Below are 12,960 nucleotides of genomic sequence, written 5' to 3'. Positions count from 1 at the left end.
GCGGGCGGGGTCGTCGCCGCGGAGATCCCGGTCGGTGCCGCGTTCCGGGTCGTCGCCGCGGAGTGCCGGGTCGGTGCCGCGTTCCGAGTCGCTACCCGTTCCCGGGTCGGCCTCCGGACGACCGCCCGCCCCGGCGGCCTGGCCGGATTCCCGTGCGGTACCGGCCCCCGGGGCGGTACCCGGACTCCCCTGCTGCTCAGCCATGGGCCGATCGTAGGTGACGCCGGTGCTCGTACTGCGCCTCCGCGTACACGTCGGCCGTGTCCTCCGCCGCCGTGTCCCAGCCGAAGTGCCGCGCGTGCCGGGCCGCCGCCGCGCCGAGGACGTCGTCCAGGTGCGGCTGGTCCACGAAGCGCCGCAGCGCCACCGCGTAGTCGCGCGGATCGTGGCCGGAGACGAGGAAGCCCGTCTCCCCGTCCCGTACCGCCACCGGCAGACCGCCGACGGAGGCCGCGATCACCGGGGTGCCGCACGCCTGCGCCTCGATGGCGACCAGGCCGAAGGACTCGTTGTACGACGGCATGACCAGGACGTTCGCCGCCCGGTACCAGTCGGCGAGCCGCTCCTGGTCGACCGGCGGCTGGAACCGTACGACATCGGCGACGCCGAGTTGGGCGGCGAGCTTGTGCAGCGCCTCCGGCTTGGCGAGGCCGCTGCCGCTCGGGCCGCCGACCACCGGTACGACGATCCGCTCACGGAGCGACGGGTCCTCGTCCAGCAGCATCGCGGCCGCGCGGATCAGCAGGTCGGGGGCCTTGAGGGGCTGGATCCGGCCGACGAAGAGCGGGATCAGCGCGTCCGCCGGCAGGCCGAGCCGGGCCCTGGCCGCCGCGCGGCCCGACGGCACGAACCGGGCCAGGTTGACGCCGGGATGGACCACCGCGAGCTTGTCGGGGGCCGCCCCGTAATGCCGTACCAGCTCGGCGGCCTCCTCCTCGGTGTTGGCGATCAGCCGGTCGGCGGCGGAGACGATCTGGGTCTCGCCGATCACCCGGGCCATCGGCTCGGCGCAGTCGCCGGCGGCGAGCGCCGCGTTCTTCACCTTGGCCATGGTGTGCATCGCGTGCACCAGCGGCACGCCCCAGCGCTGGGCGGCCAGCCAGCCGACGTGGCCGGAGAGCCAGTAGTGCGAGTGGACGAGGTCGTAGTAGCCGGGGCGGTGGCCCGCCCAGGCCTGCATGACACCGTGGGTGAAGGCGCAGAGCTGCGCGGGCAGCTCCTCCTTGGCCAGGCCGCCGTACGGCCCCGCGTTGATATGGCGGACGGAGACGCCGGGCGCCAGCTCCACCTCGCAGCGCAGCCCGCCCTCGGTGGCGCGGGTGAAGATCTCCACTTCGATGTCCCGCTCGGCCAGACGCTTGGCCAGCTCCACGATGTACACGTTCATACCGCCGGCGTCGCCGGTGCCCGGCTGGTGGAGCGGGGAGGTGTGGACGCTGAGCATCGCCACCCGTCGTACCCGCCGGCCGCCGACGCCCCACCGCTTGCGCGGGCCGCCGCGCAGCGCGCCCAGCTTGGACGTGTACGTGGTCACCATGCGTTCCTTCCCGTCCCGCGGAGCTGATCCTGGCGTCAAACGTGCTCAACGTCGGGGAGCCGCATTCAATTTCCGCGTCGCCGAATCGATACGCGGGGAAGGTAGGGTGCGCTCCCGCCGAACGGGTGGTTGCCCCTCGGTGGCGGCCGGTGGTGGCCGGTGGTGGCCGGTCGGCGCTCTTTCGGCCTCTTCCGGGGGTGCCGGGCCGGCTCGGGGCGCTCGTCTAGGCTCGTCGGCATGAGCGGTGTACGCGCGGTGGGCGTGGTGACCAGGGGGACCACCAACCCGAACCGGCTGCGGCGGATGGACCGCTGGATCGCCGCCACCCACGGCCGGGCGCTGCGTGGCGCCGACGACCCGCTCGCCGTCGACCTCGGCTACGGCGCGGCGCCGTGGACCGCGGTGGAACTCCTGGGCCGGGTGCGCCGGGTGCGCCCGGACGCGGAGGTCGTCGGCATCGAGATCGACCCGGCGCGGGTCGCCGCCGCCCAGCCGTACGCCCGTGACGGCCTCACCTTTCTGCACGGCGGCTTCGAGGTGCCGCTGCCGGGCGGGCGGCGGCCGGTGCTGATCCGGGCGGCGAACGTTTTGCGGCAGTACGGCGAGCCCGAAGTGGCCGCGGTCTGGGAGCGGCTGCGGGCGCGGCTGGCGCCCGGCGGGCTGCTGGTGGAGGGCACCTGCGACGAGATCGGGCGGCGGCATGTGTGGGTCGCGGTGGGGCCCGAGGGGCCTCGTACGATCACCTTCGCGACCCGGCTCGCTTCCCTTGAGCGGCCCTCTGACCTGGCCGAACGGCTGCCGAAGGCGCTGATTCACCGCAATGTGCCGGGGGAGCCGGTGCACGCTTTTCTGACCGCGTTCGACCGGGCGTGGGCGTCGGCGGCGCCGCTGGGGGCGCTGGGGGCGCGGCAGCGGTGGATACGGGCGGTTGGTGAGCTGCGGGAAGCGGGCTGGCCGGTGGTGGACGGGCCGGGGCGGTGGCGGCAGGGGGAGGTCACGGTGGGGTGGGGGGCGGTACGGCCAGGGGGTGCTGGGGCGGTGCGGCCGGGAGGGGGGTGACGGGAGGGGCTGAGGGGGTCGCCTTCGGCGGGGTTCAGCGGGCCTTTCGGTGGGCAAAACGCGAAGGCTGGGCGTCAATTCGGGGCAAGGTTGTGCCCCTGAGGCGTGATGTTTGTCATGTGCGGATCCGCACATGAGGGCAGAAATCCCGCTCTGGCCACGGCATATGACACGGACGGTTGACACGTGACTCTCCCGTGACGGCCTCGGCTGCCACTAAGGTCGCCTGACTGAGCCCCTCGGGGGAGGCGAATCGACGTGGGGCCTGGTCGGAAGGAGTCGCTTGATGTCCGCTGCGAGGCGGGACACCGAAGGGCCCTCAGCCACCGTTCTCGGGGCCGAGGGCCCTGAGAACGTAGTGCCGCCGGCGGACGGCTCCGGCGAGCAGTCCGGCGCCCCGGTCCTCCCCCGTCAGCGGCAGGACTCGGCCGGCGTTGCCGCCATCACGCTGCTGGTGATCGGCGAGGACCCGACCGGCGCCTTCACCGCCCCCTGGTTCCAGGAGGGCAACGGCCCGCGCCTGCGGATCCTGCGGGCGCGTAACCTCACCGCGGCGGGCCGGCTGCTCAGCGACGACGTGCACTGCATCCTGCTCGACCTGCCCGACGTACTGGAGAACCTCCGGCAGGTGCTGCGGCTGGCGCCCGGCACCGCCGTCCTCGTGCTCACCGACGGTACGGACGAGGGGCAGGCGGCCGAGGTCGTACGGGTCGGGGCGCAGGACCATCTCGCCCGGCACGAGATCGATCCGGCCACCGTCACCCGGGCGGTCCGCTACGCGGTGGAGCGCAAACGGGCGGACCTGGCGCTGCGGCAGCTCACCGAGACGCGGCTGCTGGCGCAGGAGAACTCCCGGCTGGAACGGGGGCTGTTGCCCACTCCGCTGCTGGGCGGCGCCACCGGGCTGCGGTTCGCGGCGAGTTACCGGCCGGGGCGGAGCCGGGCGCTGCTCGGCGGCGACTTCTACGACACGGTGCGGACCCCGGACGGGGTGGTGCACGCGATGATCGGTGACGTGTGCGGGCACGGGCCGGACGCCGCCGCGCTGGGTGTGGAGCTGCGGATAGCGTGGCGCGCGCTGACTTTCGCCGGGATCCGCGGTGAGGCGCTGCTCGGCACGCTTCAGGAGGTGCTGGAGCACGAGCGGGCGGACGAGGAGACGTTCGCGACGTTGTCGGCGCTGGACATCGCGCCGGACGGGCGCGGGGCGGATCTTTATCTGGCGGGTCATCCGGCGCCGTTGCTCGCCGGGCCGGGGCGGGTGCCGGCGCTGCTGCCGTACGAGGACGGCGGGCCCGCGCTCGGGCTGCTGCCGGACGCGTCCTGGGCGCCGATCCGGGTCGGACTCGACCCCGAGTGGATGCTGATGCTCTACACCGACGGCCTGATCGAGGGCCGGATCGGCGAGGGGACGCTGCGGCTGGGCCAGGACGGGATGGTCCGCATCATGGCGCGGCTGCTGGCGACCGGGCTCTCCGGGGAAGCGCTGCTGGACGCGGCGGTCCGGGAGGCACGGGAGCTGAACGGCGGGGAGCTGACGGACGACGTGGCGGTCGTCCTGCTGGAGCGGCGCGTCTGAGGGTTGCCCTGCGGGGCGGCGGGGGTTTTGCGGGTTGCCCCGCGGGCGGCCGGGGTCGGGCTCAGCTCGCCGGCGCCGGCGAGGCAGGCGCGGGCCGGCTCGCGGGGGTCAGCGGCGGCCGTTGTACGGGCCGTAAGGGCCGTCGCTGCTGCTGCCGCCGCCGGGGCCGTTCGGGCCGCCGCGGCGGAAGCCGAGGCCGCGGCGGGGGCCGCCGAGGCCGCTGATCTCGCGGACGGCGGGCCGTACGTCCACCATGTAGACGATCACGGCGACCAGGGCGATCAGCGGCAGGAAGCTCATGATCGGCAGGAAGAACACCACCGCCCCGGAGACGGCCAGCACGATCAGCCAGAAGGTCTTGGTCTTCTTGTCGGCGGCGCGGTACGCCGCGTCACGACGGAACGCGGCATCGACGAACGCGTACGCCGCGAAGAGGGTGAGCGCCCAAGAGACCAGGGCCAGCCCGGAGAGAAACCCTGTGATCAGCACACCGTCCACCGCCTTCGTCGTAAGTCGCGTCGCCGTACGAGGTAGGTCGTACGGAGTGAGGTCGTACGGCGTGAGCCGTCGCGCCGGGCGGCGCCTTTCGCGGTCCCTTTGCCGGTTCTACTTGCTGGTCCTACCGTAACCGTCCTACCCACCGAACGGGTCGGGCGCACAAAGCGTGCCCCGACCCGTTCGGGTGAAGCGTCAAGGTCCCGTCAGGGTGCCCGCGGGCCTCTGCGGGGTGGCGGCGGCTCGCCTCGGGCCGCGGACTCGCCTCAGTCCGCGGTCTTGTCGGTGCGGGGCGTCTTGCGGGGGGTGGCCGTCCGGCGCGGCGCGGCCGGCCTCTTCGGCTCGGGGGCCGGCCGGGCGCTTGCCGGGGGCTCGACGACGGCGGCGATCTCCACCACCTCGTCGGCGGCCTCACCGCGCCAGATGGCCACCGCGCCCTTGCCGCGCTCGGCCAGCTCGTCGTACGTCTCGCGGGCCTTCACCGCGTACTCCGCCGCGCGGCCCACGCCCTGGAGCGCGAGGTCCTGCACGGACTCGCCGAGCTTGCGGAAGTCGCGCAGCTCCTTCAGGTCCTTCAGATTCAGCTCGGCCAGCGTCCCGTTGAGCCTGGCCTGCGTCTCCTTGGCCTGGGCGCTGACCCGGCCCTGGACGACCTTGGGGTCGGTGGCGCGCAGCTTCTCGATGTGGTCCGGCGCCTGCTCCCGGATCCGGCCGATCAGCGCGGGCACCTCGCGGAGCTTCTCGGCGGCCAGGTCGGCGGTGCCCGCGAACGCGTACAGCGGCCTGGGGTTGCGAAGGCTGTTCACGATGTCGTCGGTGATGGTCATCTCTGGTGTTCCTCCCGTACCGGGGCGGCGCCTGCCGTGTCGCGGCCGGCCGTCCCCGTCAGTTCGTCGATTGCGTCCGCTGCGTCCCCCGCGTTTCCGCTGTCTTCCCCGGCTGCTCCGGTCGACCCCGCCGGGGTCGCCGGCTGACCGGCGGCCGCCACGTTCTCCTTGCGGAAGGACTCGTAGATCTGGATGAGCACCTGCTTCTGGCGTTCGTTGATCGACGGGTCCGTCAGGATCGCCGCCGGGACCGCCAGCTCGTCCCGCTCCCGCGCGTCGAGGATCCCCGCCTGCACGTAGAGCGTCTCCGCGGATATGCGTAGGGCCTTGGCGAGCTGCTGGAGGATCTCGGCGCTGGGCTTGCGCAGCCCCCGCTCGATCTGGCTCAGATACGGATTCGACACACCGGCCGCCTCCGCGAGCTGCCGCAGGCTGAGCTGCGCACCACGCCGCTGCTCCCGCAGGAACTCCCCGAGCCCTCCCTTTGTCAGCGCTCCCATGGGGATAGCGTGCCTCTTAGCGCTAACTTTTGCAAGCATCCTGCTTGCAGCGGCACGCACCCGGGTGTGACGTCGCTGTGGCTGAGCACGATGGGGCGACAGGCCGGGCCCGGCGATCGTGCCTTCATGCGCCTCCGGCGCCGGGGGCCGGGGGCGCGGGCGGTCGCTCAATGGTGAACGCGCGGGTGACCGGGTTGACCCGGGCCGGCAGCACCGTCCCCTGTGTGGCGCTACCAAAACGGTACGTCGGGACGTGGTCGCCGCACTCGAACGGTTCGAAACCGGGGCCGCTGACGCGCATCAGGAGCCGGACCTGGTGGTAGTCGTCGTTGGTCGGCGGGGCGGAGGCGACCGCCAGGACCAGTGCGGTCGCGTCGACGCCGAGTGCGGCGAGCTGGAGCGTGGCCCGCCGTTCTTCGCGGGCGGAGAGGATGGTGGACAACCCGACGCAGGCGACGAACGCCGCGGCCAGGGCGAGGCCGGCGCCGGCCCACACCCACCCGCTGCCGGTCTCATCGAGATCGGCGGCGGTGCGGACGGTGACGTAGACGAAGGCCCCTCCCGCGCCCAGGAACAGGACCGCGCCCACAATGCACGCGATTGCCGTGATCACAGGGCCCTTGGGGTCCAGCAGGACGGGTTCGGGGGAGCGGGCGCTGGCCATGGCCGCACCCTAGCCAAGGAGACGCGGCGTGCGCAGGGGTGCGATCCGGCCGCCGGGCGTTCAGCGGGCGGCCGCTGCTCTGAAGCGTTCAGCCACGCGGACTCGTCACCCTGTCGTTGCCCGCTCGACGTCGGCTGCCGGCCCGGAACAGTGACCGGCTACCTCGCCGAACGCGGACTCGACGTCGGCCAGGGCGACGTCCCGTGGACATGCCTGGCCGACCCCGAGTGCCACGAGTCCTGCGTCCTCGCCCGGCCTTGACGCGGAGTGTCCTGGGTACCGCCGCTCCGCAGGGCCGTGCGTGGGGGCGGGGTCAGGCGGTGGTGAAGGCGCGGTAGACGGTGGTGACCGTCTGGGCGCCGCCGGTGGCGGTGATCCTCGCGCTCAGGGAGACTTCGGCGCCGGCGGGCTGGGCGGGCAGGGTGGCCGCCCAGGCGCCGCCGGGGCGGGTCACGGTGAGCTGGTGCCAGCCGCGGCCGCCGTCGGTGGAGCCGAACACCTCGACGGTCTTCGCGGAACTCGGCCACATCGGGACGCCGGCCTGGGTGCTGGTGCGGTCCAGGGTGAGCGGGATCGAGACGGCGTGGCCGGCCGGGAGGCGGTTGGACAGGTCGAGGCCGTTCGGCAGGAAGCGGGTGAGGAAGGCGGGCGGGACCGCGTCGGAGGCCGGGGCGGCGTGGAAGGAGAAGGCCACGTCGGTGGCGGTGGACATCATGCCCGCCGGCTGCGGCATGCCGGTGGCGTGGCGGTAGCCGTGGACCTTGAGGGTGTAGGCGGCCGAGGTGGTGATCGGCGCCCAGAAGGTCTTGGGGCCCTTGGCCGACTGGGAGTTGCCCAGGCCGGTCTTCGTCACGACCGCCTTGCCGTCGCGGTAGAGCGTCGCGGTGGCGTTGATGGTCATGTCGGAGCCGGTGGCGGCCGGGTCCGCGATCAACCCCGAGGTGTAGAAGCCGAGTTCGCCCTTCCGCACCCAGGGCAGGTAGCGGCTCGGGCCCCACACCGCCCGGCCGAAGGTGAGGGTGCCGGAGGAGCCCGCGGCGACGGTCCGGGCGCTGTGCCACGTGTCGAAGCCGAAGTTCCAGGAGCCGGCGGTCAGATGGTAATTCCGTTGGAGCGGCAGCTTGGCGAAGGCCGGGCGCGCCGAGGCGCTCTCTCCGCACGCCGTCCCCTGCTGCGCCACGTCCACGGCGCTCGTGTCGCCGTTGTACGAGGAGGGCCCGACCGTCGCCTTCACGGTGACGCTGCCCAGCGCGGCGCGGGGGACGGTCACGGCGGCCCCGTCGAGCCCGGTGACGCCCCTGACCGTATAGATGTCGGGCTGCGCCGCGGCCTCCCACATGCTGATGTAGCCGAGCTTTATCTGCGGGTCGGCGGAAGGGATCGTGTAGACCGGGGCCCGGGTGCCGAAGGAACCGTCGGTGAAGGTCGAGTCGGCCGCCAGACCCTGCACGGTCCCGACGCAGACGGTGGCGGTCGACTCCTGGACGTATCCCGCGCCCGGCGCGGTGTCGAGGCCGATCGCCAGCCGCTTGCCCTGCCGGGCGTCGAAGGTGAGAGCGCTCGGGGCGCCGTCGCCGATGGTCACGGTCTGCGCCGCGAGTGTCTGCCCGGTGTCGCCGTCCTCGCTGATGCGTACGGTGACTGCGTAGCGGCCCGGGGAGAAGGTCAGGGCGGTGCCGGTCCGGTAGTAGGACTGCGAAGGGTCCGGCGGGGTCGCCGGGTCCAGACTCGTCACGGTCATCCACGAGGCGACGGCCGTCCCCTCCCGGTCCAGCGTCGTCACCTTGAGCGATCCGGCGTCGGCGGCCGCGGGACCCGCCGTGCCGGCGATCACCGCGGGCACGGTCACGGCGACCGCGATGGCCGCGGCACATGCCCTGGCCCGCCCGGTTCGTATGCGTCGCAAAGAAAACCCCTCCCCTTGTTCTGTTGTCCTTCAGATGAACGAGAGGCCCGCGGGGTTGTCCCCCGCGGGCCTCTGACTTCGCGCCGCCGCCGTCCTGCTGCCGGGCTCAGCCGAGCGCGTACACCCGGTAGACCGTGGTCTCGGTGGTGTTGCCGCCGGCGTCGGTGACCGTCGAGCGCAGCGAGATCGCGCCGGAGGACGGGTTGGCGATGTTCACCGACCAGGCGGAGCCGCTGTGCCGCACGCTCTGCGCCGCCCAGGTGACGCCGCCGTTGTTGGACGCCCAGATCCGTACGGACTTGACGGTGTCCTTGGGCGTCGACGTGTCGCCGTTGCCGGGGCGTACCGGCCACAGGGCCACCGTGGTGGTGGTGTGCGGCTTGGCGGTGCTGTTCATGGTGAGGCCGCCGGGTACGAACTGGGTCAGGAACCCGGGGATCGTCGCGTCGGTCCTCGGGTTGACGTCGAAGTGGAACGTCGCCGTGGACGCGGTCGAGAGCATGCCCTTGGGGTATGTGACGCCCGGCCGGTAGCGGGCCGAGGTGACGGCGAGGGTGTACCAGCCGGTGGACTTCAGGCCCGCGCCGAAGAACATGTCCGGGTTTCCCCAGTCGGTCTCGGTGCCCTTGGCGATCACCTTGCCGCCGAAGCTCAGTTGGGTCGTGCTGCGTTCGCTCGCCTCGCTGCCCTCCGTGGAGGGGTCCTGGAAGGCCATGCTCGTGTCGTACGCGATGCGGCCGCCGGACACGTACGGCATCGCACGGCCCGGGCCCCAGGCGGAGCGGTAGAAGATCTGCGAGACCGGCGCGGTGCCGGGCACGGCGTTCACCACGCGGTAGTGGGAGCCGACCTCCGCCGTCGAGTCGCCGTCCGTGGCGTCCTCGGCCTCCTCGTCCGACTCGACGGTCCAGGAACCGGCGGTCAGGTGCAGGGTGGCGGTGAACGGGAAGGCGGCGGCGACCACCTGGTCGGACAGACCGCCGGCGCACGTGGTGTATCTCGGTTGCACCCGCAGGCTGCCGTCGATCCCGGCCTGCGGGCCGCGCCGCGCCTGGACGGAGACGGTGGTCATGTTGCCGCGGGCGAAGGTGCCGCCGGGCGCGCTGGGCAGGCCGGTGTAGCCGCCCTTGGCGAGCAGCGTGTCGGAGCCCTTCTGCCACAGGGAGGTGTAGCCGAACTGGAGGTCCTTGGACGCGTTCGGGATCACGTACACGTGACCCGCGTCGTTGTAGCCGGTCGCCAGGCCGATGCCGGACGGGCCGGCGCAGATGTTCGCGTCCAGGCGCTGGGAGTATCCGGCACCCGGACTCGAACTCAGGCCCACCTTCAGGGGCTTGCCCTTGCGCGCGTCGATGGTGGTCGCCACGTTCGAGCCGGCGACGGTGACGATCTGCGCGCCGAAGGTGTCGGTGTCGTCCCGGCTGTTCCAGATGTCGGTGGTGACCGCGTAGCGCCCCTTCGGCAGGGCGATGGCCTTGCCCGACGTACCGCTGTAGAACGTGCCGCTGGTCAGCTCGCTGAACGTGAGGTATGTGGTGATTTTGCCGCCCTCGCGGGTGAGCGCGGTCACCGTCACCGACCCGCCCGCCGCCTGCGCGGGCACGGCTGCCGCCGAGACCAGCACGGGTGCGGCGAGGGCCGCGGCACTCAGCAGCGCTGCGGTTCTTCGCATGAGTTTCCCCTCCCCTTGGTGTGGCTCACGCGGTTGTCGCGGCCCGCGCGAGCGGAAAACCGGCCGAGCATAACAGCGGGCGGCGGCGGGCCCGATGGAATGAGGTGTGGGTGGGGCGTGGGCGGGCATCGGGGGGCTCGCCGGACGGTGTGTCAGGGGTGATCGGCATCATGGGGGCATGATCAATCCGCATCTGTCCACCGGCAGTATCTGGAGGCTCCGGCACGGCGGCCGGGAGATCGCCCGGCTGACCGTGACCAGCACCGACATGTCATGGACGCGGGCCGATGTCGAGGCGCTTCCCGGGTTCGAGGAGTTCCGTCCGCTCTTCGCCGACCACGAGCGGGCTTTCCGCGAGGAGGACTGGGAGTTGGCCGATGCCTGCTACGCCCGGATACGCGGTGAGCTCACCCTGGCCTTCCCCGACGGGCGTCCTGTCGCCGGGTTCATCATCCGCATTCGTGACGACGGCACCGCGAGCTGGCGCTGGTACGACGAGCCCTTCGACAGGATCAGGGGGAGGCGGTGACGCGTCGGATCTGCTGCTTGTGGGACCAGGTGGTGGGTGGGGAGCCGGTCGGCCAGGCGTTGCCCTGACCAGTTGGGCGGATGGCTTGAGGGCCACCCGGAGCTGGGCGGGGCGTCGTCAGCCGGATCGGTCGGGTTGTGGCGGGCGGGTCATGAAGATGTCGATCGGGTCGTGGGATTCGACGGCGAAACCGTGGCGTTCGTAGAGGCGGCGGGCGGCGCTGCCTCGCAGGACGTTCAGGCGTACGGTCAGGCCGCGCGTGTCGGCGTGCTCCAGTACGGTGCGCAGGACGGCGGAGCCGAGGCCTCGGCCCTGGTGGGGCGGGGCGAGGTAGAAGTGCTCGAGCCACTGGCCGCCTTCGGCGGGGCGGACCGTGACGGAACCCGCGAGTTCGGCGGCGACCATGATGATCGAGGTGTGCCGCGCGGAGAAGGAATCGCGGAGCCGCTGCCGCACCCGGTGTTCGTCGTAGCGGCCGAGGCGGGTCAGATCCGGCCGCATGACCGTGGCCCGCAACTCGGCGATCGCCTCGACGTCCGCGGCCGTCGCGGTACGCAGGCTCCAGCCCGCGCCCAGCGCCGGCGTCCCCGCCCGTATCGCCGCGTCCCGTCGCGTCCCGTCCCCCACCTGCGCGTCCATGGCCGCAGTCTCTCAGCCCGGCCGCGCTGCATAAGAGACCCCCCGCGCTGGACAAGGAGCGGGCCCGCCGGGCGGGGGCTGCTTGTCAGGCGGGGACGCTCGAAGCAGACTCTCGCGGGTGGACAGCGTGGACAGCGTGGACAGCGTGGACGAGGTCGTGGTGGTGGAGGACGGGGTCCGGCTGTGGGCGACCCGGGCCGGCGAGGGAACTCCCGTCGTCTTCTGCCACGGCGGGCCGGGGCTGTGGGACTTTCTGGCGGAACCGGCGGCGCTGTTGGCGGACCGGGCCGTCGTGTACCGCTGGGATCAGCGGGGGTGCGGGCGGTCGGAGCGGCGCGGGCCGTATTCGGTCGGGCGGTCGGTGGCCGACCTGGAGGCCGTACGGCGCCACTACGGGCTGGAGCGGATGGCGGTGCTGGGGCATTCGTACGGCGCTCACCTGGCACTTCAGTACGCGGTCGACCATCCAGAGCGGGTGAGCCGGCTGGTCTACGTCTCCGGCAACGGGATCGACAGCCGTGACACCTGGCGGTCGACGTACCAGCGCAACCTGCGGGCCAACCTCGGGGAGCACCTGGAGCGCTGGGAGGCGCTGGGCCGGCTGGACGACCGCACCGAGGGGGAGGAACGGGAGCGGTGTGTGGCGCAGTGGTCCGCGGACTACGCCGACCGGGAGCGGGCCCTGGAACACGCCGAGGCGTCGGCCACCCCCTGGTTCGGGGTGAACCTCGAGTGCAACAAGACCATCAACGCCGAGGCCGACCGCACCGCGGGCATCCCGGAGCTGCGGGCGGCCTGCGAGCGGCTGGACGTGCCGGTGCTGATCGTGCACGGAGCCGAGGACATCCGGCCGGAGTGGGCCCTCGACTCCCTGGCGCAGGCCCTACCCCGGGTCTCGCGAACCCTGCTCCCCGGCGCCGGCCACCTCCCGTGGGTGGAGGACCCGAGCGGCTTCCGTACCGCGGTCGGCGATTTCCTGGCGGGCTGACCGACGGCTCGCCGCGAGGGAATGGTCAGGAATGGAGAAGCCCGCGGCCGCGGGGGGCGGCTAGCGTCACGGACAGGGACATCCGGGGTGCGCGTGGCTCATCCACGGATGTCCGTCCGCCAGGCGGCCGGGTGTTTCGGCCGGCGCATCGATTCTCAGGAGCGACCATGACCACCACCTCTTCCACCAAGGGAATCAGGACCGTGCTGCATCCCGTCTCCGACGTGGCCAAGGCGAAGGCGGTGTACGCCGCGCTGCTCGGCGTGGCGCCGGTGGCCGACGAGGCGTACTACGTCGGGTTCGAGGCCGAGGGGCAGCACATCGGGCTGGTGCCGAACGGCGCGTCGCAGGGGATGACGTCGCCGGTCACGTATTGGCACGTGGCGGACATCGAGGCGAAGCTGGCCGAGGTGACCGCCGCGGGCGCCGTGGTGAAGGAGTCCGCGCACGATGTCGGCGGCGGCCGCCTGGTGGCCACCTTCACCGACCCCGACGGGAATGTGCTCGGGCTGCTCCAGGACCAGTGAGCGCCGGCCCACGCGCGGGAGACGGCACGTCGACCAAG

General features: G+C 72.7%; 13 protein-coding genes and 1 pseudogene. 6 read left to right on the top strand and 8 right to left on the bottom strand.

Going from position 1 to position 12,960, the window contains the following annotated elements; translation table 11 throughout:
- Positions 1-196: 196 nt before the first annotated feature.
- Entirely contained in the window at positions 197-1,534 is a 1,338-nt protein-coding gene (mshA, locus tag OG519_RS19440) for a D-inositol-3-phosphate glycosyltransferase (protein WP_405592842.1), read from the bottom strand.
- 240 nt (positions 1,535-1,774) lie between these two features.
- On the opposite strand from mshA, the gene OG519_RS19435 reads away from it, so the two are divergent.
- Both OG519_RS19435 and OG519_RS19430 read left to right on the top strand, forming a co-directional pair.
- Complete coding sequence (locus OG519_RS19435; protein ID WP_405585398.1) at positions 1,775-2,596, top strand: class I SAM-dependent methyltransferase; 822 nt, start codon at positions 1,775-1,777, stop codon at positions 2,594-2,596.
- A 286-nt stretch (positions 2,597-2,882) separates the two neighbouring features.
- Positions 2,883-4,175, top strand: coding sequence for a PP2C family protein-serine/threonine phosphatase (locus tag OG519_RS19430; protein ID WP_405585395.1), 1,293 nt, complete (start codon positions 2,883-2,885; stop codon positions 4,173-4,175).
- 108 nt (positions 4,176-4,283) lie between these two features.
- Here the strand turns inward: OG519_RS19430 and OG519_RS19425 are convergent, their stop codons facing one another.
- The 4 genes from OG519_RS19425 to OG519_RS19410 form a co-directional block, all read right to left on the bottom strand.
- Positions 4,284-4,664, bottom strand: a complete 381-nt coding sequence (locus OG519_RS19425) for a DUF2516 family protein (RefSeq protein ID WP_405592840.1) — start codon at positions 4,662-4,664, stop codon at positions 4,284-4,286.
- Positions 4,665-4,936: 272 nt separating this feature from the next.
- Positions 4,937-5,497, bottom strand: coding sequence for a hypothetical protein (locus tag OG519_RS19420; RefSeq protein WP_405585392.1), 561 nt, complete (start codon positions 5,495-5,497; stop codon positions 4,937-4,939).
- Positions 5,494-5,997 (bottom strand): helix-turn-helix domain-containing protein, encoded by a 504-nt coding sequence (locus OG519_RS19415; RefSeq protein ID WP_405585389.1) that lies wholly within the window; start codon positions 5,995-5,997, stop codon positions 5,494-5,496. The genes OG519_RS19420 and OG519_RS19415 overlap by 4 nt, the downstream gene beginning before the upstream one ends.
- A gap of 124 nt (positions 5,998-6,121) precedes the next feature.
- Complete coding sequence (locus OG519_RS19410; protein ID WP_405585386.1) at positions 6,122-6,661, bottom strand: hypothetical protein; 540 nt, start codon at positions 6,659-6,661, stop codon at positions 6,122-6,124.
- A gap of 177 nt (positions 6,662-6,838) precedes the next feature.
- Here OG519_RS19410 and OG519_RS19405 point away from each other — a divergent pair.
- A pseudogene (locus tag OG519_RS19405) lies at positions 6,839-6,922 on the top strand (VOC family protein); the annotation flags it as partial.
- 52 nt (positions 6,923-6,974) lie between these two features.
- On the opposite strand, the gene OG519_RS19400 reads toward OG519_RS19405, so the two are convergent.
- Both OG519_RS19400 and OG519_RS19395 read right to left on the bottom strand, forming a co-directional pair.
- A complete protein-coding gene (locus OG519_RS19400) occupies positions 6,975-8,567 on the bottom strand; it encodes a hypothetical protein (protein WP_405585383.1) in 1,593 nt (530 codons plus the stop codon).
- 106 nt (positions 8,568-8,673) lie between these two features.
- The gene (locus tag OG519_RS19395; protein ID WP_405585381.1) at positions 8,674-10,239 is read right to left on the bottom strand and encodes a hypothetical protein; all 1,566 of its coding nucleotides are present in this window, start codon (positions 10,237-10,239) and stop codon (positions 8,674-8,676) included.
- 178 nt (positions 10,240-10,417) lie between these two features.
- On the opposite strand from OG519_RS19395, the gene OG519_RS19390 reads away from it, so the two are divergent.
- Complete coding sequence (locus tag OG519_RS19390; protein ID WP_405585378.1) at positions 10,418-10,768, top strand: hypothetical protein; 351 nt, start codon at positions 10,418-10,420, stop codon at positions 10,766-10,768.
- A gap of 117 nt (positions 10,769-10,885) precedes the next feature.
- Here the strand turns inward: OG519_RS19390 and OG519_RS19385 are convergent, their stop codons facing one another.
- Positions 10,886-11,407, bottom strand: coding sequence for a GNAT family N-acetyltransferase (locus OG519_RS19385; protein ID WP_405585376.1), 522 nt, complete (start codon positions 11,405-11,407; stop codon positions 10,886-10,888).
- A gap of 118 nt (positions 11,408-11,525) precedes the next feature.
- On the opposite strand from OG519_RS19385, the gene OG519_RS19380 reads away from it, so the two are divergent.
- Both OG519_RS19380 and OG519_RS19375 read left to right on the top strand, forming a co-directional pair.
- Entirely contained in the window at positions 11,526-12,395 is an 870-nt protein-coding gene (locus OG519_RS19380; RefSeq protein ID WP_405585374.1) for an alpha/beta fold hydrolase, read from the top strand.
- 167 nt (positions 12,396-12,562) lie between these two features.
- Positions 12,563-12,922 (top strand): VOC family protein, encoded by a 360-nt coding sequence (locus OG519_RS19375; RefSeq protein WP_405585371.1) that lies wholly within the window; start codon positions 12,563-12,565, stop codon positions 12,920-12,922.
- Positions 12,923-12,960: the final 38 nt, after the last annotated feature.

This window comes from Streptomyces sp. NBC_01190 (genome assembly GCF_045039895.1).
GTDB lineage: Bacteria > Actinomycetota > Actinomycetes > Streptomycetales > Streptomycetaceae > Actinacidiphila.
Note: the sequence above shows the minus strand (reverse complement) of the source record. Positions and strands in the feature narration are given on the sequence as shown.

Excerpts from the sequence above, each read along its gene's own strand:
- OG519_RS19435 (WP_405585398.1), top strand. The coding sequence starts at position 1,775 with ATGAGCGGTGTACGCGCGGTGGGCGTGGTGACCAGGGGGACCACCAAC.
- OG519_RS19430 (WP_405585395.1), top strand. The coding sequence starts at position 2,883 with ATGTCCGCTGCGAGGCGGGACACCGAAGGGCCCTCAGCCACCGTTCTC.
- OG519_RS19420 (WP_405585392.1), bottom strand. The coding sequence starts at position 5,497 with ATGACCATCACCGACGACATCGTGAACAGCCTTCGCAACCCCAGGCCG.
- OG519_RS19415 (WP_405585389.1), bottom strand. The coding sequence starts at position 5,997 with ATGGGAGCGCTGACAAAGGGAGGGCTCGGGGAGTTCCTGCGGGAGCAG.
- OG519_RS19410 (WP_405585386.1), bottom strand. The coding sequence starts at position 6,661 with ATGGCCAGCGCCCGCTCCCCCGAACCCGTCCTGCTGGACCCCAAGGGC.
- OG519_RS19395 (WP_405585381.1), bottom strand. The coding sequence starts at position 10,239 with ATGCGAAGAACCGCAGCGCTGCTGAGTGCCGCGGCCCTCGCCGCACCC.
- OG519_RS19390 (WP_405585378.1), top strand. The coding sequence starts at position 10,418 with ATGATCAATCCGCATCTGTCCACCGGCAGTATCTGGAGGCTCCGGCAC.
- OG519_RS19385 (WP_405585376.1), bottom strand. The coding sequence starts at position 11,407 with ATGGACGCGCAGGTGGGGGACGGGACGCGACGGGACGCGGCGATACGG.
- OG519_RS19375 (WP_405585371.1), top strand. The coding sequence starts at position 12,563 with ATGACCACCACCTCTTCCACCAAGGGAATCAGGACCGTGCTGCATCCC.